The sequence below is a fragment of the Bradyrhizobium sp. LTSP857 genome (assembly GCF_000938285.1).
Taxonomy (GTDB): Bacteria; Pseudomonadota; Alphaproteobacteria; order Rhizobiales; family Xanthobacteraceae; genus Bradyrhizobium.
In genome coordinates this window covers 436638-460843 of record NZ_JYMS01000007.1, presented here as the reverse complement: position 1 = coordinate 460843, position 24206 = coordinate 436638, and the positions used below count along the sequence as shown (strand labels likewise).

Below are 24206 nucleotides of genomic sequence, written 5' to 3'. Positions count from 1 at the left end.
GCTGGCGATGACGAGCATCGCCGTCACCGCCAGCATATGCGCGAGCGCTCCCGAGGCCGCCCCCTTGGTGGCTTCCTTCATGCCATTTTCTCCCTAGACTTGGGCGTGACTCATCGTTGCGCGCACTGCGCACCCGACGGCCAATTGTTTTTTACTCGGAACACCCCACTTCGAGTATCCGCTGCAATGTGTCCCCACGCAGCGAATATCGACTGTGCCAAGGTCGATCAGCAATGCGGCGGCATTTTGACTCGATGATGTTGCTCCTGCGGTCGCGCACGAATAGAGTTTTTGGGAACTTTCTCCGGCAACGACAATAAGCATCAAAAGCTCAAGGAAAATCAGAGATCATGGCCCGCATCGGCTACAGCGACCCGTCCAAGGCATCCGACCGCACCCGCGAGATTCTCGACAAGAACCGCAATGCCAACATCTTCCGCATGATGTCGCATTCGCCGAGTTATTTTGAACAGTACTGCCGTCTCGGCGGCGCCATCCGCCACAAGGGCGAGCTCGATCCGATCGTGCGCGAGCTCGCGATTACGCGCACCGGCATTTTGTGCGAGGCGCCGTACGAGATCGTCGCGCACAAGCGCATCGGCAAGAATGTCGGCGTCACCGACGCGCAGAACGAAGCGCTCGCGAACTGGCAGGCGGCCACCTGCTTCGATGACACGCAGCGCGCCGCGCTCGCCTTCACCGACGAGATCGTGAAGCTGAACAAGCCGACGGATGCGACCTTCAAGGCGATCGCCGCAAAGCTGACGCCGGCCGCGCTGGTCGAATTGCAGCTCTCGGTCGGCTTCTACATCATGACCTCGAAATTCCTGGAGACGTTCGAGATCGATCTCCAGCCGGTCGCCGAAGTGGTGGGCTGATCCGATAGCAACGGCGAGGGATGCCGATGACGATCGATGAATACGCGGCTTGGGCTGCGACTATTGCGAAAGTCGATGAGCATCCGTCCAACGAGCGGCTGTCCTATCTCGGTCTCGGCCTCGCGGGCGAATCTGGCGAGGTCGCGGATCACATCAAGAAGCTGCTGCGCGATGACTGGCTCGATCAGGCAGGTCTCGTCGATGAACTCGGCGACGTCATCTATTACTGGGCCTGCCTTTGCGCGGCGACTGGCCAGCAACCGTCCGAATTGCTCAAGGCAAGCGCGGCCAAGATCAACCGCCGGCTGAGTGAGGCAGCGAGCCGCTGAACCCTGCCGGCGCTGCTGCTCACGTCGACGTCAAAATATCGACCTTGGCGTTGGCCACGATCAGGCGATCGGCGAGCAACTGCGCCAGGTTGCGCATGATGCGCTCGGAGGCGCGCGGGTGCTGCTCGCGGAAGCGTTCGAAATCCTTCAGGGGCACTTCGAACGCAGTCGCTGCCATATCGGCGTAGACGTCGGCAGAGCGGGTGGTCTCGATCAGGGCCATCTCGCCAAAGGCCATACCGGCGGTGAGCGTGGCTAGCCTGACGCCGTCGGGCAGCGTGACATGCACGGCGCCGCTGCGCAGGAAGAACAGGGCGTCTGCGGGATCGCCGGTGGTGAGGATTTTTGCGCCGGACTGGTATGTCCTGATCGCGCAGGTCGAGGCGAGGTCTTTCAGCTCTTCCGCGCCCAGCCCGTCGAGCAGTGGCTGTTCGGCAAGCTCGGTGGTTTCATGAAAGTCGATCGAGCCGCCATGGCGATAGACGATCTGGTCTTCGGCCCATTCGATCGCGGTGTCGAGCAGATAGAAGTCACGGACGTTCTTGAGTTCGGCCGTCCATTCGCGCAGCGTATTCCACTCCTTGGACGCGCGCCTGACGCCTGACAGCACCACCGTGACATTCAGCGCGGCGAGTTCCTCGAAAGCTTCGGCCACCAGCCGCGCGCCTGCGCGCGTGGTTGAGGTCACGCGGTGAAGATCGAAGATCACGAATTGCGGCCGCGGACGCCCGGCAAGCCGCCGCGAGACGTAGTCGACCGCGGAGAGCGACAGCGTGCCGACCAGCTCGATGACCCGCACCTCCTGCTCGTGCGCGGCCAAAATCTCGCGCTCCCGCTGACGGCGAACGCGGCGCGACGGGCTCTTGCCGATGTCGTAGTCGGCGATCACGGCGTTGCGCGCGTCGTCGCTGCGGTTGAGCATGTGCAGATCGTAATGCGAGGACAGCGCTTCGCAGACCTTGATGCCGCGCACGCTGTTGCCGTGCTTGTCGAGCTTTGGCGAATAGCTCCCGAGCCCGAGCCGGGCGGGGAGCGCCGCCAAAATGCCGCCGCCGACGCCGCTCTTGGCAGGAATGCCGATCCGGTAGATCCATTCGCCGGCATAGTCGTACATGCCCGACGACGTCATCACCGACAGCGTGCGCGAGATCGCGTAAGGCGTCATCACCTGCTCGCCGGTGACCGGATTGACGCCGCGGTTGGCGAGCGTCGCCGCCATCACCGCGATGTCGCGCGCAGTGACCAGCACCGCGCATTGCCGGAAATAGACGTCGAGGACGCCGGCGACATTGTCTGAGATCACCGCATTCGTCTTCAGGAGATAGCCGATGGCGCGGTTGCGATCGCCAGTCAGGCTTTCGGAAGCGTAGACGGCCTCATCGATAGCGAGGTCGCGCCCGGCGAAACGGCTGAGCGCAAGCCGGATCTGCTCGAAGGCCTCAGCGCCCTTGCTCTCGTGGATCAGCCCGGTGCAGGCGATCGCGCCGGCATTGACCATCGGGTTGAACGGATGGTTGTCGGAATTGAGCCGGATCGAGTTGAAGGGGTCGCCCGACGGCTCGACGCCGATTGCGCTCTCGACGCGGCCGGCGCCGAGCAGATCCAGCGCCAGCGCGAACACGAACGGTTTTGACATCGACTGGATGGTGAAGGGCACCCGGCTGTCGCCGACCTCGTAGACATGGCCGTCCAGCGTCGCGAGGCTGATGCCGAAATAGGCAGGGTCGGCCTTGCCGAGCTCCGGGATGTAGTCGGCCACCGCGCCCGAGGTCTCGGCCGAGAATTCCTTGAGGCACGTGTCCAGAAACCGCAGCAACGGCGGCTTCGAGCGGGTCCAGGCAGAGGCGGGCGGCGGTTGCGCTATCATCGCCTCCCTTGTGCAACGCAATCAGGGCACGCGCAACCCGCTGGTCACCGAAGGCCATCCCGCCGTGACGCCCGAACGCAAGACGCCGTCGCCATCGCAATGTCATGTGTTTCAGATTGTCGCGGGCTGCAACCGCAACGGCGTGAGCTCAGCTCGCAACGATCGCGATCGCTTGTCCTTCGGCAACGACATCGTCGAGCTTGACGAGCAGCGATGTGATCGTGCCGGCTGCAGGCGAGGACACCGGTATCTCCATCTTCATGGCTTCGACCACCACAATTTCATCGCCATCCGCAACGGTTCCTCCAACTTGCACGGGAGTTGCGCAGATGCGTCCCGCGACTTCCGTGACGATCTTAATTTCTGGCATGCCACCGCCTTTTTGTTGTCGCCGCAAAATGCCTGAGGTAGCGTCGTCTGCAAGCGGAATTTAATTCCGCACAGCGGAACAACTGGTAGGGATCATGGGACGACGTTCGGAGCGGTTGAGTAGGCAAGGTGCGCTCGCCGGCGATGCCGGTGAAGGTGATGTCATCCAGGTGGTCTCGCGCGCGTTCGACGTGTTGCGATGCTTCGAGGGCCACGATAGCAGGCTCGGCAATCTCGAAATTTCAAATCGCTGTGGGCTGCCGCGCTCGACGGTGTCGCGGCTTACGCACACGCTGACGCGCATGGGGCAACTGGTTTACCTGCCGCGCGACCAGAAATATCGCATCGGCCCGAGCGCCGTGGCGATGAGCGCCTCGATGATGAAGGGCGCGCAACTGCGCAGCATGATCCGGCAGCGGCTCCAGGAAGTCGCCGAGCAATTGCCCGGCACGGTCGGCTTCGTCGTCCCCGATCGCTTTCATCTGGTCTATCTCCAGTTCGCGCGCTCGGCGACCGCACTCGGCCTGCACGAGGGCACCGGCAGCCGCATCTCGATGGCTTCCACCGCTGCGGGCGCGGCCTACACTGCGGCGCTGGCGCCGGAAGTCGGCGATGCCTTCATTGCGGAGATGGAGCGGGAAGCCCCCGAGGCTGCAAAAATCCTGCGGCCTCGTATCGAAGCCAACCGGCAGTCGCTGCGCGAGCATGGCTATGTCGTGGCCTGCGGCCTGTGGAGCCCGCACATCAACGGGCTCGCGGTGCCGATCTGGTCGCCGCAGTATCAGACCTTCGTGGTCATCACGATCGGCCTCCTGTCGGCGATGTACGATGAGCAGCGTCTGCATGCTGAAGTCGCGCCGTTGATGCTCGAGCTCGGCCGCTCGCTGGGCAGCCTGCTCGAAGGCGCCGAGGGCGACGTCTTCAACGCCCGTATCTCGCGCAAACCGGTCGCAATGGCCGTGCATAACAATAACAAGCCGATCAATTCGGAGGGAGTGAATGAACTGGAAGCCGGAACTCGACGAGCTCGCCCGGCGCGAAGCCTTCGCGCGGGAGATGGGCGGCGTTGACAAGGTCAAGCGACAGCATGACCAGGGCCGGCTGACTGTTCGGGAGCGCATCGAGAAGCTGATCGACACAGGCAGCTTTCACGAAATCGGTGCCGTCTCCGGTGTCGGTGAGTACGATTCCAGCGGTGAACTCAAGAACGTGACGCCGGCGAACTGCGTGTTCGGCCGTGCTCGTGTTGATGGCCGCACCGTCGTCGTGGTCGGCGACGATTTCACCGTGCGCGGTGGTTCGGCGGATGCGTCGATCTCGGCAAAGCCGCTGATGGCGGAGGAGATGGCGCACGATTTTCGTCTGCCGATCGTCCGTATCATCGAAGGCTCCGGCGGTGGCGGCTCGGTCAAGACCATCGAGACCAAGGGCGCGGCCAATCTGCCCGGCGGCATCGGCGGCACCCGCTGGTATCGCTTCACCACGGAAAACCTGTCGCGCGTTCCCGTGGTCGCGCTGGGTCTCGGCTCGGTCGCTGGCCTTGGCGCTGCGCGTCTCGCTGCCAGCCACTATTCGATCATGACCAGGAAGTCCGCGATGTTCGTCGCGGGCCCGCCGGTGGTGAAGGCGCTGGGACAGGACCTATCGAAGGAGGAACTCGGCGGCGCGGATATCCAGACCCGCGCCGGCGCGGTCGATCATGCCGTCGACACCGAGGAAGAGGCGCTCGCCTGCGCGCGGCGTTTCCTGTCTTATCTGCCGTCGTCGGTTTACGAATTGCCGCCGACCTTGCCCTGCACCGACAATCCCGAGCGCAGCGAAGAAGCGCTGATGAACGCGGTGCCGCGCAATCGCAAGCAGGTCTACAAGATGCGGCCGATCGTCGAGTCCGTCGTCGACAAGGACTCGTTCTTCGAGGTCGCAAAGAATTTCGGCAAGCCGATCATCGTCGGTCTCGCCCGGCTCGAGGGCAGGGCGGTGATGGTGCTCGCCAGCGACAGCTTTCACTATGGCGGCTCCTGGACGGCGGATGCCTGCCAGAAGGTGGTACGCTGGGTCGACTTCGCCGAGACCTTTCATCTGCCGATCGTCTATCTCATGGACTGCCCGGGCTTCATGATCGGCCTCGACGCCGAGAAGGCGGCCACGATCCGCCACGGCGTCCGCGCCATGGCCGCGGTCAACCAGACCACGGTGCCCTGGTGCACCGTGATCCTGCGCAACGCCTTCGGCGTCGCCGGCGTCGTGCATCAGCCGGCCGACCGCTTCTCGATCCGCTACGCCTGGCCGTCGGCCTATTGGGGCTCGCTCCCGCTCGAAGGCGGCATCGAAGCTGCCTACCGCGCCGACATCGATGCAGCCGAGGACAAGGCAGAGAAGCTGAAGGAGATCCAGGAGCGGCTGAACAAGCTGCGCTCACCGTTCCGCTCGGCTGAAAAATTCTGGGTCGAGGAGATCATCGACCCGCGCAAGACGCGGGGGTTGCTGTGCGAATTCGCGCGTCTGGCCGAGCCGCTGCGCAAGGCGGGACCGTCGGAGAATTTTTCGATCAGACCGTAATGGGCGCGATCGTCGTTCCGGGCTCAGCCGTCATTGCGAGCGCCTTGTCCGCCGTAGCTCGAAGAGCAAAGGCGGAAGCGAAGCAATCCAGAATCTCTCCGCAGAGATAGCCTGGATTGCTTCGTCGCAAGCGCTCCTCGCAATGACGCCAGCAACGTTCAGCCAACTTCCGCAACATCTCTCAACATCTTCGCCAACATCCTGCGGCTGTCCGAGCCTAAGACGGCTCAGACATTGCAGATCAGGATTGGCAGAATGCGATTGAACTCTTCGGTGGCACGTATCGGCGTAGGCGCGACCTGCCTTGCGCTCGTGTGCATCAGCGGCTTGCACGCGGAGCCGGCGCTGGACAATTTGGCCGGCGCCTGGTCGGGCATCGGCACGATGAAGCCGTCCGACGGCCCGCGTGAGAAGGTTCGCTGCAAAGTGGCGTACAACATCACCAAGCCTGGACGGTCGGTTAGTCTTGACCTGCGCTGCGCGAGCGATGCGTACAAGATGGTCTTGTCGGCAAACATCGATCAGAACGGGACCGAGCTTTCCGGCAACTGGTTCGAGAGCGAATACCGGCAGGGCGGCAAGGTCTACGGAACAAATACGGACGGCTTGATCGAGGCGCGGATTGAAGGAAACACCGTGGCTGCGTTGGTGACAATCCAGACCAAGGGCAATCATCAGTCTTTCCTGATGGATGCGCCGGGATCCTGGGTCTCTGAGGTCGCGATCGAATTGAACAGGGAAGCGAAGTGAGCTCATCGTCCGCGGGCGGTCCTCTTGAGGCAACCAGACGTACACCGAATTGGGGCGGCCTCAACTCGCAACTTCACGGCTAGGCAGCTCACGCGAGGAAGTCGTTGGCGACAATTGTGGCGCGTCAACGATGTCGCCTTTTGGCGAGCCGATCTCTGGGTTTACTTGAACACGATCATCTTCTCCGCCGTCATCTCATGCATCGTGAAGGGAATGCCGCCGACGCCATGTCCCGATACGCGGCGACCCGCGAAAGGCATCCAGTCGGTGCGGAAGGCGGTGTGGTCGTTGATCATCACCGCTGCCGCGTCGAGGCGCTCGGCCGCATCCAGTGCAACCGCGAGATCGCGCGTAAAGATGGCGGACTGGAACGAGACGGGAAGTGAGTTGGCTTCGGCGATCGCATCGTCGATGTGCTCGAAGGGGTAGACGCAGGTCACCGGTCCGAACACCTCGAGGGTCGAGACCTTGGCATCGCGGGGCGGCGAGATGAGTATCGACGGCCGAAGCGTGGTCTCGCTTAGCCGTCCGCCGCCAATCTGGCGTGTTCCGGCCGCGGTCGCCTCGGCGATCCAGCCTTCGACGCGCGCGACCTCCTGCGGCGTAATGAGCGGTCCGACCTCCGTCTCGGGGAGTGTCGGATCTCCCACTTTCAGGGCCTCGACCCTTGCCGCCATCCGGTCGATGAATTCCTTCTGAAGCGCGGAATGCACGTAGATGCGCTGGACCGATACGCACACTTGCCCCGCGTGGTAGTATCCACCCTTGACGATTGGCTCGATGATTTTCTCGAGATCGGCGCTGCGGTCGACGATCAGGGGAGCGACGCCACCGTGCTCGAGCGCGCAGCGCGCACCGGGGGTGATAACGGATCGCAGGTGCCAGCCGACGCGCGCCGAGCCGATGAAACTCAGGAAGGCGACGCGCGGGTCGGTCGCAAATTTTTCCGGAAGGCTGGGATCCTCCGGGAGGAACGTCTGGACCCAGCCTTCGGGCATGCCGGCCTTGTGAACAAGCTTCACCAGTTCCACACAGCACAGAGGCGTTGTGCCTGCCGGCTTCACGATCACCGGGCAACCGGTCGCGATCGCCGGCGCGAGCTGGTGAACGATCAGGTTGAGGGGATGATTGAAAGCCGAGATCGCCGCGACGATGCCGATCGGTTCCTTGATGGTCAATGCCCGCCGGCCGTCGCTTGCGGGCGTGAGGCCCATGGGGATCTCGACCCCACCGCGGGTGCGCAGAAAGTCTGCCGCCGAGCGGATGCCGTCGATCGCCCGATCGGTCTCGATCAATGCGTCCGTAAGCGGTTTTCCACCCTCGCGTGCGATCAGGATGCCGAAATCCTGTCGCTTCTCGGCAACCAGATCGGCAAGCTTGTTGAGAATGGCGATCCGCTGATGCGGCTTCAGCCAGGCCTTTCGGTCAGCGAGCAGCTTTCGTGCGGTCTCGAACTTCGCCTCCAGCGCGGCGGCGTCGTCACTGGCGAGTTCGGTGATCTCTTTTCGGTCGAAGGCCTGTACGACTTTGATCATCATTGTCTCCCGCGCATCGGCGAGTCAGAGGCGGCATGGAGCTGCAGGCCGAGGCGCGCTGCTCTCCGGCTGTCTGCACCGCGCGGATCAACTTGGCCTCCCAACGCCCTTACCGCGAAGTGTATGGCATCGGGCGCGAGCTGGCCACGTCGCGCGTCGGCGCGGAGCGGGTGCGGTCGTGCGATTTCGCAATGATGGCATTGTGCCGGTGTTTTGCCCGACGAGTCAAACCGACTTGCGGATGCGCTAAGTCATTGATCCGACAGCCGCCGGCTACTGTGCATGGGGTTGTTTTCGGCCTTTTTGTTGGGGAGGGCCCCTCACGCGCTCTCCGTCTCCCGATGCACGTCGTGCACCACGAGGCCCATGCCTTCCTCCGGCATCTTGATCCAGTCGCGCCGCTTCAGCGTGCGCTTGGTGTCCTCGTAGCCGCTGGTCCAGTGCTCGCGCATCGAGGTGCCCGAGAACTCGTGGTCCTTGGCGTCGCCCTCATAGGCCTTTTGCTGGTAGATCAGATGCAGGATCGCGATCTCCGGCATGCTGCGCAGGCTTGTCTTGAGGCTGCGATCCTCGTCGGACAATTGCTCGTCCGGAATCTTCGCCAGCGCCTTGTAGAGCTGGACCTTGAGATTGTGCGTCTTGCGATAGACATCGGTGTTGTGGCGCGTGCGCGAGGAATACATGATGTCCTTGTGGCGGGCCATCACGTCCTGGATCGAGCGCGGCAGCACGCCGCGGGCGCTGAACAGGTCGACCTGGAACACCAGCGAATTCAGTGCATCCTCCTGGTCGAGCAGGTGCTGGAGCGGGGTATTGGAGACGATGCCGCCGTCCCAGAAATGATCGGTGCCGATCCGCACCATCGGCAGCGCCGGCGGCAGCGCGCCGGAGGCCATGATGTGCTCCGGCTCGATCTCGTCATGGGCGTTGTCGAAATAGATGAAATTGCCGGACAGGATGTTCACCGCGCCGACCGCGAAGCGGACCTTCTTCTCGTTGATGAGGTCGAAGTCGACCAGCTCGAGCAGCGTCTCCTTCAGCGGAGCCGTGTCGTAATAGCTGGTCGCAGTTCGGGCCCCGACCGGGCTGAGCCACGGATTGACCTGGTGCGGCGTGAAGAAGCCGGGCTGGCCCATCGCCGAGGTCATGTAGGCGCTGACGAAGTTGCGCGCCTGGCGGAAGATGTCGCCGTCGGGCGTGTAGTGCCAGATCTTGCGGTTGGTGATGCGCTCCCAGAAGATTCGGAGCTGATCGAGCCGGTTCTCCGGCTTGTTGCCGGCGATGATGGCGGAGTTGATCGCGCCGATCGAGACGCCGCAGACCCAGTCAGGCTCGATGCCGGCCTCGTGCAGCGCCTGGTAGACGCCGGCCTGGTAGGCACCGAGCGCGCCGCCGCCTTGCAGCACCAGCGCGACGCGATCGCAGCGCTCGGGGCGCCAGCCCCGTGAGGGAGGCTGCTGTGTCTGATGTGTCGGTTGCGACGTGCGGGCGTCCATGGTGGTGCCTCCTGCTTTTCCAAACGATTGCGTCCGGCAATGACGGTGTGATGACAAAGCGGGCATCGATGCATCGTCGGCATGCAGATCAACCGCAACGGGAATGGCACGGGGTCGTGCGGTTGACGGAAATCCTTCACATCGCGGTCAATGACGGCGGCTAGCAATTTGGATAAAGTCGGTAGCCGCCGGGCAAAATCACAGACGTCACACAGGAGAGCAGCGATGCGCAGGGAAGATTTGCTGAGACTTCCATCCATGCCGGCGGCCGGGCCAAGCTATCCGGCCGGCCCTTATCGCTTCGTCAACCGCGAATTCCTCGTCATCACCTACGAGACCGACCCGGACCTGATCCGCGCCGGGCTACCTGAGCCGCTGGAGCCGATCGACCAGCCGATCGTGCATTACGAATGGATCAGGATGCCTGACTCCTCCGGCTTCGGCAGCTACACCGAGTCCGGCCTCGTCATCCCCGCGCGCCTGCATGGCGAGGAGGTCAATTTCGTCTCGCAGATGTATCTCGACGATGATCCGCCGATCGCGGCCGGCCGCGAGATTTGGGGCTTTCCCAAGAAATACGCCCATCCCAAGCTCGATATCGTCAAGGACACGCTGACGGGCACGCTGGAATATGCCGGCCAGCTCGTCGCCATGGGCACGATGGGCTACAAGCATGAGAGCATGGCCGGCAACGGCGATCTCACCCGCGCCACGCTGTCGAAGACGCAGATCAATCTGAAGATGATCCCGGGTGTCGACGGCCATCTCGAGGTCTGCCAGCTCGTCGCCATCAACCTCATCGACATCGTGCCGAAGGGCTCCTGGATCGGACCCGGTCGGCTGCATCTGGTGCCGCATGTGAATGCGCCGGTTGCCGATTTCCCGGTGCGCCGCTGCATCGGGGCGCATCACTACATCGCCGATTTGACGCTGCCGTTCGGCCGCGTCGTGCACGACTACATCAAGGAGGCCCAGGCGGGGGCCGCGACGGGGCTGGCCGCGGAGTAGGGCGGCACACCATCATCAAGCTGTAACATCGGCGTAATTGAGTACCCGCGAGAGATCCGGAGGAGGCCATTAACGGCCCCCCGGACATGGGCGCATATGTGGGGGTCAGCATGGCTGAGCCGGCAAAGCTTGTCAGCGCGATATCGGATGTTGCGCCGGCCATTCCAGGCCTCGTCTGGGCGTTCCGGCTGCACAGCGACGGCAGCGCCGAGGCGCTGCCGGTCGCCCAGCCGATCGAGTTCAGCCATGATGGCCGGCTCTGGCTGCATTTCAACCTCACCGATGCGCGCGCCCGGCCATGGATTGCCGATTCCAGCCTGCCGCCGCTCGCACGCGAGCTGCTGCTGTCGAACGACACGTTCCAGCAGCTTCACGTCATCGATCACTGCGTCTACGGCGTGTTTTCCGATCTCGTGCGCGACATCGACAGCGCGACGGAAGAGACCGCGTTCCTGCGCTTCGCCATGACCGAGCATCTGCTGGTGTCCGGCCGTCATCAGGCGCTGTGCTCGGCGGATGCGACCCGCCGCGTGCTCGAAGGCGGCTATCGCGTCGACAATGTCGCTCATCTGCTTGAGAAGATCGTCGACGAGGTCGCCGACACGCTGGACCGCATGGCCGACAAGCTCGGGCAGGAGATCGACGGCATCGAGGAACGCATTCTCGCCGACGACGCCAAGCCGGAGATGCGCCGCAATCTCGGCCGGCTGCGCCGGACCTGTGTCAGGCTGCATCGCCAGCTCACCGGCCTGCGCGTGCTGTTTCACCGCCTCGATCAGAAGAACACCGATCATCTCACGCCAGGGTTGCGCATTCAGGCCGGCAAGCTGGCGCAGCGGCTGGACGGGCTCGATCACGACATCGTCGAGCTCCGCGAGCGCAGCCGCCTGCTCGAGGAGGAACTGCGCTTCAAGAACGAGGAAGAGAGCAACAAGCACCTCCACACGCTCTCGATCGTGACGACGCTGTTGCTGCCGCCGACGCTGATCACCGGCATCTTCGGCATGAACACCAAAGGCCTGCCGCTGACCGACGTCGAGGATGGGTTCCTGTGGGCCGCCGCGATGATGGTTGCCTCGATCGTCCTGGCCTATCTTTTCATGCGGCGCACGGGCATCTTCAAAAAATAGTGTATGCCAGCCGGTGTCAGACGTGAGCGGGACTGCCCAGACCTCCGTGTTGAGAAGCGCGGCCGCGATCATCGCGCTGTCTCTCGCCAGCACCAGCGCATTCGCCGGCGCCAAGGACGAGAGCGCGGCCGAATGGCTGGCTCCAAAATGGTTCAACGAATGGCATGACGGGCTCGCCAACAAGGGCCTGAACTTCGGCGCGACCTACATCGCCGACAACATCGGCAATGTGTCGGGCGGGGTGTCGCGCGGCGCCATCCATTTCGGCCGCCTTGATCTCTCGGTCGATGCCGATCTCGACAAGCTCGTCGGCTGGACCGGTGGCCGCTTCTACGCCAATGGCTACATCATCTACGGCCGCGGGCTGAGCCGCAACTACATCCACAACCTCGCCACCATCAGCGAGATCGAGGCATTGCCGGACCAGCGGCTCTACAATGCCTATTTCGAGCAGAGCCTCTTCAACGACAGGCTCAACATCAGGGCCGGCCAGCAGGCCGCCGACGTGGAATTCTTCGACAGCCAGACCGACGACCTCTTCATCAACGGCACCTTCGGCTGGCCCGCGATCAAGGCGAGCAATCTTCCGGCCGGTGGCCCGGCACCGCCGATCGCGGTGCCCGGCCTTCGCGTCAAGGCTGCGCTGACGGACAGGATCACGGCTTTCGGTGCGGTCTTCAACGGTAATCCAGCCGCGCCCGGTGACGGTGACCCGCAGACGCGCGACAATCATGGTCTCGCCTTTCGCGTCAACGATCCGCCCTGGCTCATCGGGCAGGTGCGGTTCGACTATGACATCGACATTGGTGGCCGCTCGCTCGCCGGCAATTTCACACCCGGCGGCTGGAAGCACTATGGTGATTTCGACAGCCAGCGTTTCACGGCGGAAGGCCTGTCGCTCGCTGATCCCTCAGGAAGCGGCATTCCGGCCAAGCTTCACGGCAATTACGGACTCTTCGCAGTCATCGAGCAGGTGCTCTACCGCCCGCCGGGGTCGACCGACAACACCACCTCGGCCTCGATCCCGGGCGTCACCGCGTTCGGCCGCATCGCCTACAGCCCGCCCGACCGCAATCTGATCGATCTCTATCTCGACGGCGGCATCGGCTTCGTTGGCTTCGTCCCCGGCCGTCCGCTCGATCGCTTCGGTGCGGCGATCGCCTACATGCGGATATCGAACACGGCGCGCAATCTCGATCTCGATACGCAGTTCTTCAGCGGCGTCTCAAGCCCGGTACGCAGCAACGAGACTCTGATCGAGATGATCTACGAGGCGCACATCAAGCCAGGCTGGCTCATAGCGCCGTACTTCCAGTACGTGTTCCGCCCATCCGGCGGCATCCCGAACCCGAACGATCCGGCCGGGATATCGCGGATTGGTGACGCCGCGGTGTTCGGCGTCACCACCACGATCAGGTACTAAGCCATCGCCGGCTTCGCTTGCGGCTTCGGCTGCTGTGAGAGTCCAAGCACCATCAGCGACGCAAACACGCACAGAGCACCCGCAACGAAGAAGGCGGGTAGATAGCTCTGCAGCAGCGTTCGCGACAAGCCCGCGCCGAAAGCCGCAGTGCCGGCGCCGAGCTGATGGCCGGCAAAAATCCAGCCGAACACCAGATTGGCGCGCTCGGGTCCGAATTTCTGCGCGGTCAGCCGCACCGTCGGCGGCACGGTCGCGATCCAGTCGAGCCCGTAGAACATCGCGAAGATCGACAGCCCATAGAACGAGAAGTCGCTGAACGGGAGGAAGATCAGCGAGAGCCCGCGCAGGCCGTAATACCAGAACAGCAGATAGCGATTGTCGTACCGGTCTGACAGCCAGCCCGACATGATGGTGCCGAAGAAGTCGAAGATGCCCATCGCAGCCAGCAGGCTCGCCGCCTGCACTTGCGGGATGCCGAAATCGAGACACATCGGGATCAGATGCACCTGCACGAGGCCGTTGGTCGAGGCGCCGCAGACGAAGAAGGTTCCAAACAGAATCCAGAACGCGCGCGATTTCGAGGCGTCGCGCAGCGTGCCGAGCGCGACTGCCGTGATCGAGCCGTGGTTCACCGGCGGCGCGGGCAGGGGCTCGGTGCCTTCATCGCCGAATGGGCGCAGGCCCACATCGCTCGGGCGGTCGCGCATCACGAGCAGGACTGCCAGTGCGGAGACGCCGAGCATGATACAGACGAAGCCGAGCGCAAGGCGCCAGCCGAAGCGTTCGGTGAGGCTTGCGAGCAGCGGCAGGAACACGAGCTGGCCGGTGGCGACACTCGCGGTCAAGACGCCGACGACGAGGCCGCGCCGCGCGGCAAACCAGCGCGTGGAGATGGTGGCGCCCAGCACGAGCGCAGTCATGCCGGTGCCGATGCCGATCACGACGCCCCAGAGAGCCACGAGTTGCCAGATCTCGGTCATGCCAAGCGAAAGCACGAGCGCCGAGACGACGATGAGCTGCGCGGTCAGCGTGACGTTGCGCAGGCCGTAGCGATTCAGAAGCGCGGCGGCGAACGGTGCCATCAGCCCGAACAGGATGAAGCGGATCGACAGCGCAGACGAGATCTGCGCCGTGCTCCAGCCGAACTCTTTCTGCAAGGGAACGATAAACACGCCGGGCGCGCCGACCGTGCCGGCGCTGATCAGCGCGGCGAAGAAGGTCACGCCGACCATCACCCAGGCATAGTGGATATTGCGGCGGCCAAGCGCTGCCGCGAGCCAGTTCGAAATCACTGCCCCTCAATCGTCGTTGGCGGGTGTCGAAAGGCCCGCGTCATTGTTGCAGTCTGGCATAAGAGCGGTAAGTCTTAAATGCCAGACTTCCCTCATTTTCGGACGTTCCGCGTCAGTGCGTGAGACGTTCCACCGCGATCGCCGTGGCCTCACCGCCGCCGATGCAGAGTGCCGCGACGCCGCGCTTGAGATTGTTCGCTTCGAGTGCATGCAGCAGCGTCACGATCAGCCGTGCGCCGGTCGCGCCGATGGGATGGCCGAGCGCGCAGGCGCCGCCGTTGATGTTGAGTTTGTCACGGGGAACGCCGAGATCACGCTGCGCTGCCATCGCGACCACGGCGAAGGCCTCGTTGATCTCGAACAAGTCGACATCGCCGGCGCTCCAGCCGACTTTGTCGAGCAGCTTGCGGATCGCCGGAATCGGCGCCGTGGTGAACCATTGCGGCTCCTGGCTATGTGTGGCGTGGCCCTTGATCACGGCGAGCGCCGGCAAGCCGTTGCGATCGGCGAGCGACCGCTTCGTCAACACGAGCGCGGCGGCGCCATCGGCATTGGCGGAGGAGGCCGCAGGTGTGATCGTGCCGTTGGCACGAAACGCCGGCTTCAGTCCGGGGATCTTGGCCGGATCGACCTTCAGCGGATGCTCGTCATTGGCGACGATGCGTGGACCGGCCTTCTCGGTCAGCGTGATGGGCGCGATCTCGGCCTTGAACGCGCCTCCCTCGACCGCCTTGCGCGCGCGACTGAGCGTTTCCATGGCATAGGCGTCCTGGTCCTTGCGGGTGAACTGATAGGCTTCCGCGGTGGCCTCGCCGAAATCGCCCATGGAACGGCCGGTTTCGTAGGCATCCTCCAACCCGTCCATCATCATGTGGTCGATGATGCGGTCGTGGCCGGCGCGATAGCCACCACGTGCCTTCGCCAGGAGATACGGTGCGTTGCTCATACTCTCCATGCCGCCGGAGACGACGATGTCAGCCGAGCCCGCGCGAATGATGTCGTGCGCCAGCATGGTCGCCTTCATGCCGGAGCCGCAGACCTTGTTCACGGTGGTGGCACCGGTTGCGTCGGGAAGTCCGGCCGCGCGCGCCGCTTGCCGCGCCGGCGCCTGGCCCTGGCCGGCCGGCAGCACGCAGCCCATGAAGACCTCGTCGACCTTCTCCGGCGCGAGTTTCGCGCGCTCCAGCGCTGCCCCAATGACATGCGATCCGAGCTTGTGCGCAGCCAGCGGCGACAGCTCGCCCATGAAGCGGCCGAGCGGGGTGCGGGCGGCGGAAACGATGACGACGGGATCGGCGGCTTCGGCCATGACGGAACTCCCTACGATGACGGGTAAGATTATGATCATCATATGATGCGGCGCAAAAAATGCAACCGCGACCAGCATGAGAAATTGTCGTGGTTCGGATGAGAATTGGTCGTTCGAACGGAGGAGGTGCGTGGCTGTGGGTGCAGCGACAGCGTCACCCACGCTGTCATCATCCGCGAAAGCGGGTGATCCAGTATTCTAGAGGCGGCAGTGGTTGAGTCGATGGGCCGCGGCGTACTGGATGCCCCGCTTTCGCGTGGCATGACACCGTTGTTGGAGCGGCCCTAACGCTTCCGGTTCACGAATGCCTGCATCAGCCGCGTCGGCTCGTCCGTCAGGAACGACTCGCCGAACACCTTGACGCTGAGGTTCACCGACTCCGTCAGCGGCAGTTCCTCCCATTGCCGCAACAGCGCTTTCTGCGAGCGCAGCGCCTCGGGGCCGCATTCGAGCAGCGCTTTCACAAGGTGCTCGATCTCGGCATCCAGTCCACCCTCCGGCGCGACCTTGTCGATCAGTCCCCACGCCAGCGCCGTCGGCGCGTCGATGTTCTCCGCCGTCATCACCAGCCAGCGCGCGTGAGCCCAGCCGATCAGGCGCGGCAACAGCGCTGCATGGATCACCGAGGGGATGCCGACGCGTACCTCCGGCATACCGAAATGGGCATCATGGGCGGCAATGCGGAAATCGCAGGCGGCGGCCACTTCGAGCCCGCCGCCGAGGCACCAGCCGGGCATCCGTGCGATCACGGGAGCGGGGAACGCGCGCACCGCTTCGCAGAGATCGCGCAGGCGGCTGATGAAGGTCTCGGCTGACTTCTGGTCGAGCTTGGCCATCTCCTTGATGTCGGCACCGCCGATCATGCTCTTCTCGCTCTGGCCGCGCAGCACCATGACGCGGATGCTGCGATCGGACGAGAGCTGCTGCAGGCCTTCACGCACCGCGTCGGTGACGGGCGAACCCAAAATGTTGAGCGAGCCGGCGTTGCAGATCGCAACGTTGACGACGCCGCGCGCATCGCGCGTCACGCCGCAGTGGTTGTTGAGCATTTCCATGGCGAGATCTCTAATTTTCGTGGACGTACGCGGGCGCACCGGTCGGGATCACTTCCGGGCCGAAATGGATTGCTTGTCAAGCTGGGAGGAGAGGTGGAGTTGCCAGCGTGAAGTCCGCAGCATAGTATGACATATATCATTTAAAGAGGCGGCCATGACCGACATCGATCAACTCGACCTGTTTTCGCCGGCGCAGCGACGAGAGCGTGTGGTGGACTGGCAGGTTCCGGCGCCGATTGCGAAAGCTGCCATGGGTCTTTCCGGCATGGACGCCATGCTCGGCATTCGCGACGGCCGGCTGCCGCCGCCGCCCTTCGCGAAGCTGATCGGTTTCATCATGGCCGTGGTCGAGCCGGGCCGGATCGTAATGGAACTGGAGCCGCGCGAGGATCTGGAAAATACCATCGGCCTGCTGCACGGGGCGACCGCTGCGGCGCTGATCGATACCGCCATGGGCTGCGCGATTTCGACGCGGCTGGAGGCCGGGCAGGGGTCCGTCACCCTCGATCTGAAGATGACCTTCCTGCGCCCGCTCTCGGTCCGTTCCGGGCTGATTTCCGCCGAAGGCAAGGTGATCAAGCTGGGGCGGCAGACCAGCTACACCGAGGGCTTTGTCCGCGATGGCAAGGGCGCGCTCGCGGTCCATGCAACTGCAACCTTTTCCATGATTGGCGGCACATAACCGGGAATTAATGCGCGGTCCGTCCGATATACGTGTTATAAGATGATTTCCGACATCCAATGAGAACCGCATGCGCTACTCCCGGGAACACAAGCAGGAAACTCACGATCGGATCGTGAAAAAAGCGTCCGTGCGGCTGCGCGAAAAGGGTGCCCACGGGATAGGCGTCGCCGACCTCATGAAAGAGGCAGGCCTGACCCATGGCGGCTTCTACGCGCATTTCGATTCCCGCGAGGCGCTAGTGATCGAGGCTTTTGCCTACGCCATGGACCGCTCGATGGAGCATTGGCGCAAGCAGTCTGATCAGGTCGCGCCCGAGAAGCAGCTCACCCAGATCGTCGAAACCTATCTCTCGGCGTTGCACCGCGACAATCCCGGCCATGGCTGCTCGATCCCCTCGCTCGGCTCCGAGATCTCTCGCGAGAGTCCGAAGACGCGAAAAGCCTTTGCCGGCAAGCTCGACGAGATGATCGAGATGATGGTGGGTTTTATTCCCGACATGTCGCGCAAGGCCGCGCGCAAGCAGGCGATCGCGACGCTGGCGACGATGGCCGGCACCATGCTGCTGGCGCGTATCGCGGGCTCGAGTGAGCTGTCGGACGAGGTGCTGAAGGCGGGCAAGGACAGCGCACTTGATGGTGCCAAGCGTGAGCCGAAGGTGACGGCGGCGAAGAAGGCTAAGCAGAGCTGAGATGCAGTAGGGTGGGCAAAGGCGCTCTTGCGCCGTGCCCACCATCTCTCCGCTATTGCTATAGAGGTGGTGGGCACGCTTCGCTTTGCCCACCCTACGAGGGCGGCATCACCGCCCCGCAAACAACGCCCGGTCGCGGTCCACGATCTCGCCGATGTAATCCGCCACCGCCCTGATCCGCGCGAGATCCTTGCTGTCGGCGTGCATCAGCATCCAGAACGTGCGGGTGATCGAGACCTCCTCCGGCAGCACCGGCACGAGCTGCGGATAGTCGCTCGCCATGAAATGCGGCAGCACGGCAATGCCGAAGCCTGCGAGCGTGGCATTGAGCTGCGCGATCAGATTCGCACTGCGCAGACGCGCCGAAATCCGCGGCGAGACCTGCGGCAGATAGTCGAGCTCCGGCGTGAACAGGAGTTCCTCGATATAACCGACGAAACGATGCTGCGGCAGCACCTCGCGTGAGGCGATCTTCGGGAAACGGTCGAGATAGCCAGGGGCAGCATAGAGCCCGAGGCGATAATCGAGCAGCTTGCGCCCGACGATGCGGCCTTCCTTGGGCATGGTCAGGCTGATGGCGATATCGGCCTCGCGCTTGGAGAGACTGAACAGCCGGGCGGTTGCTACAAGTTGCAGATCGAGGTCTGGATAGCGGTCCGCGAACGGCGCCAGCCGCGGCGCCAGGAAGGCGGTGCCAAACCCGTCCGGCGCGCCGATCCGCACGGTGCCGGTCAGCCGCGCCACCGAGCCGCCGACCTGCTCCTGGTTGGCGACGATGGTCGATTCCATCGCTTCCGCACTGTCGGCGACGCGCTGGCCGGCCTCGGTCAGGAGATAGCCGGTCTTGCGCCGGTCAAACAGCTTGGCCGAGAGGTGCTTTTCCAGCCGGTCGACGCGGCGGATCACGGTGGCATGGTCGACCCCGAGCTGCTTTGCCGCAGCCGAAACTGAGCCGCCCCGCACGATGGCCAGCACGAAGCGGAAGTCGTCCCAGTCGATGTTATCTTGATCCGGCATTTTCGCACATCTATGGTGCATTATCTCAGACTTGAATCCTATAAAATGCAGGTCGATAGGATTTGTCAAAGCTAACTGGCTGGCCTGAAGGAGATCATTCCATGCGTTCAATCGGACATTTCATCGGTGGCAAGGAAGTCAAGGGCACCTCGGGCCGCACCGCCGACGTTTTCGAGCCGATGACCGGTGACGTCCAGGCCAAGGTGGCGCTGGCGTCCAAGGCCGAGGTCCGCGCTGCGGTCGAGAACGCCCGCGCTGCGCAGCCGGAATGGGCCGCGACCAACCCGCAGCGCCGCGCCCGCGTCATGATGAAGTTTGTCGAGCTGGTGCAGCGCGATTACGACAAGCTCGCCGAGCTGCTCGCCCGCGAGCACGGCAAGACCGTTCCCGACGCCAAGGGCGACATCCAGCGCGGCCTCGAAGTCGCGGAATTCGCCTGCGGTATCCCGCATTTGATGAAGGGCGAGTACACCGAAGGCGCCGGCCCTGGCATCGACATCTATTCAATGCGCCAGGCGCTCGGCGTCGTTGCCGGCATCACGCCATTCAACTTCCCAGCGATGATCCCGATGTGGAAGTTCGCGCCTGCGATTGCCTGCGGCAACGCCTTCATCCTGAAGCCGTCGGAGCGCGATCCCGGCGTGCCGATGATGCTCGCCGAGCTGATGATGGAGGCGGGCCTGCCGGCCGGCATCCTCAACGTCGTCAATGGCGACAAGGAAGCCGTCGACGCCATCCTCGATGATCCCGATATCAAGGCCGTCGGCTTCGTCGGCTCCACGCCGATCGCGCAGTACATCTATGAGCGCGCAGCCCAGACCGGCAAGCGCTGCCAGTGTTTTGGCGGCGCCAAGAACCACGCCATCATCATGCCGGACGCCGACATGGACCAGGCGGTCGATGCGCTGATCGGCGCCGGCTACGGCTCGGCCGGCGAGCGCTGCATGGCGGTCTCCGTCGCCGTGCCCGTCGGCAAGTCCACCGCCGACCGGCTGATGGAAAAGCTGATCCCGCGCGTCGAATCGCTCAAGATCGGCACCTCGATCGATCCGTCGGCCGATTACGGTCCGCTGGTGACGCGCGAGGCGGTCGAGAAGGTCAAGGGCTACATCGACATCGGCATCAAGGAAGGCGCGACGCTGGCCGTCGACGGCCGCGGCTTCAAGATGCAGGGCTACGAGAACGGTTTCTATCTCGGCGGTTCGCTGTTCGACAATGTCACAAAGGACATGCGGATCTACAAGGAAGAGATCTTTGGCCCGGTGCTCTCGGTGGTGCGTGCGCACGACTACAAGGAAGCGCTGGCGCTGCCGTCCGAGCATGATTACGGCAACGGAGTTGCCATCTTCACCCGCGACGGCGACGCCGCGCGCGATTTCGCGGCCAAGGTCAATGTCGGCATGGTCGGCATCAACGTGCCGATCCCGGTGCCGATCGCCTATTACACCTTCGGCGGTTGGAAGAAGTCGGGCTTCGGCGATCTCAACCAGCACGGCCCGGATTCGGTCCGCTTCTACACCAAGACCAAGACGGTCACCTCGCGCTGGCCGTCCGGCGTCAAGGAAGGTGCGGAGTTCTCGATCCCGCTGATGAAGTGATCCTCTCAAGAGCGAGGCGATAATGCAGTTCGCTCTGAACGAAGATCAGGTCGCAATTCGCGACATGGCGTTGGCGTTTGCGGCGGAAAAGATCGCGCCGCATGCGCTGCGCTGGGACGAGGAAAAGCACTTTCCCGTCGACGTGATGCGCGAAGCGGCTACGCTCGGTATGGGGGGCATCTACATTCGCGACGATGTCGGCGGCTCTGCCATGACGCGGTTCGACGCGGCGCTGATCTTTGAGGCGCTGGCGACGGGCTGCCCGACCACCGCGGCCTTCATCTCCATCCACAACATGGCGTCCTGGATGATCGATGTCTATGGCAGCGACACCCAGCGCCACACATGGCTGCCAAAGCTCTGCACCATGGAGCTGATCGCAAGCTATTGCCTCACCGAGCCCGGCGCCGGCTCTGACGCGGCAGCGCTGCGCACCCGTGCGGTGCGCGACGGTGACCACTACGTCCTCAACGGCCAGAAGCAGTTCATCTCGGGCGCTGGTGGCACCGATCTGTTGGTCGCCATGGTCCGCACCGGCGGCGACGGCCCCGGCGGTATCTCGACTCTCGTCATCGACGGCAACACGCCCGGCGTCTCCTATGGCGCCAACGAGCGCAAGATGGGCTGGAACGCGCAGCCGACCCGCGCCGTGATCTTCGAGAATGCCCGCGTGCCGGTGGCCAATCGCCTGAGCGAGGAGGGCGTCGGCTTCAAGATCGCGATGGCCGGCCTCGACGGCGGCCGCCTCAACATCACGGCGTGCTCGCTCGGCGGCGCGCAGACCGCGCTGGACAAGGCGCGCGCCTACATGAAGGAGCGCAAGGCCTTCGGCAAGCGGCTCGACGAATTCCAGGCCCTGCAATTCAAGCTCGCCGACATGGCGATCGAGCTCGAGGCCGCGCGCACCTTCCTGTGGCGCGCTGCCGCCGCACTCGACCGCAAAGATCCGGACGCCACCATGCTCTGCGCGATGGCAAAGCGCTTCGGCACCGATGCCGGCTTCGAGGTTGCCAACCAGGCGCTCCAGCTTCATGGCGGCTACGGGTACTTAAGCGAATACGGTATCGAGAAGATCGTGCGCGATCTGCGCGTGCACCAGATTCTCGAAGGCACCAATGAAATCATGCGGCTCATCGTGGCGCGCAAACTGATCGAGGGCACGCGATGATGGAAACGAGTGTGGCGGCCGCTCAATGCGACCTCATTGTCGGCCGTGAAGGCTCTGCTGGGATAATCCGGCTGAATCGGCCCAAGGCGATCAATGCCATGACGCTGGAGATGTCGATCGGCATCGACGACGCGCTCAGCTTGTTTGAGTCGGATCCTGCCGTCAGCGTGGTGGTGCTAGAAGGTGCCGGCGAACGCGGGCTCTGCGCCGGCGGCGACATTCGCGGTCTCTGGGAGAGCTCGCGCGAAGGCGGTGATCTCGGCGCGCGGTTCTGGCGCCAGGAATACGTCATGAATGCGCGGATCGCGAAGTATCCGAAGCCGTACATCGCATTCATGGATGGTCTGGTGATGGGCGGCGGCGTTGGCCTGTCCGGTCACGCCAGCCATCGCGTCGTCACCGATCGCACCAAGCTGGCAATGCCGGAAGTCGGGCTCGGCTTCTTCCCCGACGTCGGCGGCACCTGGCTGTTGTCGCGCTCGCCCGGCGAGATCGGCACTTATTTCGGCCTGACCGGCCAGACCATGAACGGGCCGGATGCGATCCACGCGAAATTTGCGGACGCGGTGGTGCCGGCGGCCAAATGGCCGGAGCTGCGCGAGGCGCTGACGAAAGTTCGCGCTGGCGTGACCGCGACGGAGGTCAGCAAGCTCATCAACAGCTTCGCCACTGGCGATGCCGCGGGTCCGGTGGCTTTGAGGCAAATGACGATCGATGCGCTGTTCGGCTTCGACCGCATGGAAGACATCGTTGCCGCGCTCAAGCGCGATGGCTCCGAATTCGCGATGGCCACACTGAAGACTCTCGGCGAGAAATCGCCGCGCGGTATGGTGGTGACGCTGAAGCTGTTGCGGCTCGCGCGCAAAACGTCGAGCCTGGAAGAATGCCTGGTGCGCGAATATCGTGCGGCGCTAGAGGTCTTCCGCAGCGACGATTTCCGCGAGGGCGTGCGCGCCGCCGTGATCGACAAGGATCGAAATCCGACCTGGTCGCCGCCGCGCATCGAGGACGTGACGCCGGACATGCTTGCGCGATATCTCGCCGAGATTGGCGCCGACGAATTGAAGTTCAACTAACAACGTCACAAGCGGAGGACATCAAGATGGCCACGATCGCATTCATCGGTCTCGGCAACATGGGCGGCCCGATGGCTGCCAATCTGGTCAAGGCAGGCCACAAGGTGGTGGCCTTCGATCTGGCCGAGGCCTCGCGCGCGCAAGCCAAGGCGGACGGCGCTGGCATTGCCGACAGCGCATCGGGCGCGGTGAAAGGCGCCGATGTCGTCGTCACCATGCTGCCGGCCGGCAAGCACGTGCTCGGCGTCTGGAACGAGGTGGTTCCCGCCATGACCAAGGGCGCGCTGATCATCGATAGTTCCACCATCGACGTCGAGAGCGCACGGCAGGCGCATGCGCTCGCTTCCAAGAACGGCGTGCTCTCGGTCGACGCACCGGTCTCCGGCGGCACCGGCGGCGCCAAGGGCGCGACGCTCACCTTCATGTGCGGCGGCGAGGACAAGGCATTTGCCGCGGCAAAGCCCGTGCTCGAAAACATGGGCAAGAAGATCGTGCATTGCGGCGGCGATGGCGCGGGGCAGGCCGCAAAGATCTGCAACAACATGATCCTCGGTATTTCCATGATCGCGGTGAGTGAGGCGTTTGCGCTGGCTGAGAAGCTCGGCCTCTCGCATCAGGCACTGTTCGATGTTGCATCGACCTCGTCAGGCCAGTGCTGGTCGCTGACGACCTATTGCCCGGTGCCGGGACCGGTGCCGACGTCGCCCGCCAACAACGACTACAAGCCGGGCTTTGCCTCGGCCCTGATGGTGAAGGATCTGACGCTGGCGCAGGACGCGGCGAAGGCTGCAGGCGCGGCGACGCCGCTCGGCCAGCATGCGCAGGAGATTTATCAGGCCTTCGATAAGGCTGGTCAGGGCGGGGTGGATTTTTCCGGAATTATCAAGCACGTTAGGGAGTTAGCTCGATCTCCGTCATCCTGAGGTGCGAGCGGAGCGAGCCTCGAAGGATGAAAAGACGGTATCTGTGGCCAT

At 63.7% G+C, this 24206-nt stretch carries 22 protein-coding genes; 14 read left to right on the top strand and 8 right to left on the bottom strand.

Features of this window, described 5'->3' with window-relative positions; genetic code table 11:
- The first annotated feature begins 350 nt into the window (after positions 1–350).
- Entirely contained in the window at positions 351–878 is a 528-nt protein-coding gene (locus UP06_RS03745) for a carboxymuconolactone decarboxylase family protein (protein ID WP_045000586.1), read from the top strand.
- A gap of 26 nt (positions 879–904) precedes the next feature.
- Entirely contained in the window at positions 905–1207 is a 303-nt protein-coding gene (locus UP06_RS03740) for a nucleoside triphosphate pyrophosphohydrolase family protein (RefSeq protein WP_045001143.1), read from the top strand.
- A 19-nt stretch (positions 1208–1226) separates the two neighbouring features.
- On the opposite strand, the gene glsA is transcribed toward UP06_RS03740, so the two are convergent.
- The gene (glsA, locus tag UP06_RS03735; protein ID WP_045000584.1) at positions 1227–3074 is read right to left on the bottom strand and encodes a glutaminase A; all 1848 of its coding nucleotides are present in this window, start codon (positions 3072–3074) and stop codon (positions 1227–1229) included.
- Positions 3075–3222: 148 nt separating this feature from the next.
- A complete protein-coding gene (locus tag UP06_RS03730; protein WP_045000582.1) occupies positions 3223–3444 on the bottom strand; it encodes an acyl-CoA carboxylase biotin carboxyl carrier protein subunit in 222 nt (73 codons plus the stop codon).
- A gap of 94 nt (positions 3445–3538) precedes the next feature.
- Between UP06_RS03730 and UP06_RS03725 the strand changes: the two genes are divergently transcribed.
- The 3 genes from UP06_RS03725 to UP06_RS03715 all read left to right on the top strand — a co-directional run bounded on the left by UP06_RS03725 (position 3539) and on the right by UP06_RS03715 (position 6752).
- Positions 3539–4513 carry an IclR family transcriptional regulator gene (locus UP06_RS03725; protein ID WP_045000580.1) on the top strand — a complete coding sequence of 325 codons (975 nt, stop codon included), beginning with the start codon at positions 3539–3541 and terminating at the stop codon, positions 4511–4513.
- Positions 4443–6002 (top strand): acyl-CoA carboxylase subunit beta, encoded by a 1560-nt coding sequence (locus tag UP06_RS03720; RefSeq protein ID WP_045000578.1) that lies wholly within the window; start codon positions 4443–4445, stop codon positions 6000–6002. Before UP06_RS03725 ends, UP06_RS03720 begins: the two co-directional genes overlap by 71 nt.
- 273 nt (positions 6003–6275) lie before the next feature.
- Positions 6276–6752 carry a hypothetical protein gene (locus tag UP06_RS03715; RefSeq protein ID WP_245305394.1) on the top strand — a complete coding sequence of 159 codons (477 nt, stop codon included), beginning with the start codon at positions 6276–6278 and terminating at the stop codon, positions 6750–6752.
- A gap of 161 nt (positions 6753–6913) precedes the next feature.
- On the opposite strand, the gene UP06_RS03710 is transcribed toward UP06_RS03715, so the two are convergent.
- Both UP06_RS03710 and UP06_RS03705 read right to left on the bottom strand, forming a co-directional pair.
- The gene (locus UP06_RS03710) at positions 6914–8287 is read right to left on the bottom strand and encodes an aldehyde dehydrogenase family protein (protein ID WP_045000573.1); all 1374 of its coding nucleotides are present in this window, start codon (positions 8285–8287) and stop codon (positions 6914–6916) included.
- Positions 8288–8607: 320 nt separating this feature from the next.
- Positions 8608–9783, bottom strand: a complete 1176-nt coding sequence (locus tag UP06_RS03705; RefSeq protein ID WP_045000570.1) for a patatin-like phospholipase family protein — start codon at positions 9781–9783, stop codon at positions 8608–8610.
- A gap of 225 nt (positions 9784–10008) precedes the next feature.
- Between UP06_RS03705 and UP06_RS03700 the strand changes: the two genes are divergently transcribed.
- The 3 genes from UP06_RS03700 to UP06_RS03690 all read left to right on the top strand — a co-directional run bounded on the left by UP06_RS03700 (position 10009) and on the right by UP06_RS03690 (position 13344).
- The gene (locus tag UP06_RS03700; protein ID WP_045000568.1) at positions 10009–10791 is read left to right on the top strand and encodes an acetoacetate decarboxylase; all 783 of its coding nucleotides are present in this window, start codon (positions 10009–10011) and stop codon (positions 10789–10791) included.
- 110 nt (positions 10792–10901) lie between these two features.
- Entirely contained in the window at positions 10902–11921 is a 1020-nt protein-coding gene (locus UP06_RS03695; protein ID WP_045001142.1) for a transporter, read from the top strand.
- Positions 11922–11943: 22 nt separating this feature from the next.
- Complete coding sequence (locus UP06_RS03690) at positions 11944–13344, top strand: carbohydrate porin (RefSeq protein ID WP_045000566.1); 1401 nt, start codon at positions 11944–11946, stop codon at positions 13342–13344.
- On the opposite strand, the gene UP06_RS03685 is transcribed toward UP06_RS03690, so the two are convergent.
- From UP06_RS03685 to UP06_RS03675, 3 genes are all read right to left on the bottom strand, one after another.
- The gene (locus UP06_RS03685) at positions 13341–14636 is read right to left on the bottom strand and encodes an MFS transporter (protein ID WP_045000564.1); all 1296 of its coding nucleotides are present in this window, start codon (positions 14634–14636) and stop codon (positions 13341–13343) included. The two genes, UP06_RS03690 and UP06_RS03685, sit on opposite strands and share 4 nt — an antisense overlap.
- A 112-nt stretch (positions 14637–14748) precedes the next feature.
- Positions 14749–15945, bottom strand: coding sequence for an acetyl-CoA C-acyltransferase (locus UP06_RS03680; protein ID WP_045001140.1), 1197 nt, complete (start codon positions 15943–15945; stop codon positions 14749–14751).
- Positions 15946–16229: 284 nt separating this feature from the next.
- Positions 16230–17000, bottom strand: a complete 771-nt coding sequence (locus UP06_RS03675; protein ID WP_045000561.1) for an enoyl-CoA hydratase — start codon at positions 16998–17000, stop codon at positions 16230–16232.
- Positions 17001–17154: 154 nt separating this feature from the next.
- On the opposite strand from UP06_RS03675, the gene UP06_RS03670 reads away from it, so the two are divergent.
- Together UP06_RS03670 and UP06_RS03665 are read left to right on the top strand one after the other, a co-directional pair.
- Complete coding sequence (locus UP06_RS03670; protein ID WP_045000559.1) at positions 17155–17682, top strand: PaaI family thioesterase; 528 nt, start codon at positions 17155–17157, stop codon at positions 17680–17682.
- Between the two features lie 70 nt (positions 17683–17752).
- On the top strand, positions 17753–18373 hold the full coding sequence (locus UP06_RS03665; protein WP_045000557.1) for a TetR/AcrR family transcriptional regulator: 621 nt from the start codon (positions 17753–17755) through the stop codon (positions 18371–18373).
- A 108-nt stretch (positions 18374–18481) separates the two neighbouring features.
- Here UP06_RS03665 and UP06_RS03660 read toward each other — a convergent pair whose 3' ends face one another.
- Positions 18482–19390 (bottom strand): LysR family transcriptional regulator, encoded by a 909-nt coding sequence (locus tag UP06_RS03660; protein WP_045000555.1) that lies wholly within the window; start codon positions 19388–19390, stop codon positions 18482–18484.
- A 101-nt stretch (positions 19391–19491) separates the two neighbouring features.
- On the opposite strand from UP06_RS03660, the gene UP06_RS03655 reads away from it, so the two are divergent.
- From UP06_RS03655 to mmsB, 4 genes are read left to right on the top strand one after another with little or no spacing between them, the layout of a single operon-like run.
- Complete coding sequence (locus UP06_RS03655; RefSeq protein WP_045000553.1) at positions 19492–20988, top strand: CoA-acylating methylmalonate-semialdehyde dehydrogenase; 1497 nt, start codon at positions 19492–19494, stop codon at positions 20986–20988.
- A gap of 22 nt (positions 20989–21010) precedes the next feature.
- Positions 21011–22156 (top strand): isobutyryl-CoA dehydrogenase, encoded by a 1146-nt coding sequence (locus UP06_RS03650; protein ID WP_045000550.1) that lies wholly within the window; start codon positions 21011–21013, stop codon positions 22154–22156.
- Positions 22153–23232: an enoyl-CoA hydratase/isomerase family protein gene (locus tag UP06_RS03645; RefSeq protein WP_245305393.1), complete on the top strand. Its 1080-nt coding sequence runs from the start codon at positions 22153–22155 to the stop codon at positions 23230–23232. The genes UP06_RS03650 and UP06_RS03645 overlap by 4 nt, the downstream gene beginning before the upstream one ends.
- Before the next feature lie 26 nt (positions 23233–23258).
- Positions 23259–24155 carry a 3-hydroxyisobutyrate dehydrogenase gene (mmsB, locus tag UP06_RS03640; protein ID WP_045000545.1) on the top strand — a complete coding sequence of 299 codons (897 nt, stop codon included), beginning with the start codon at positions 23259–23261 and terminating at the stop codon, positions 24153–24155.
- Positions 24156–24206: the final 51 nt, after the last annotated feature.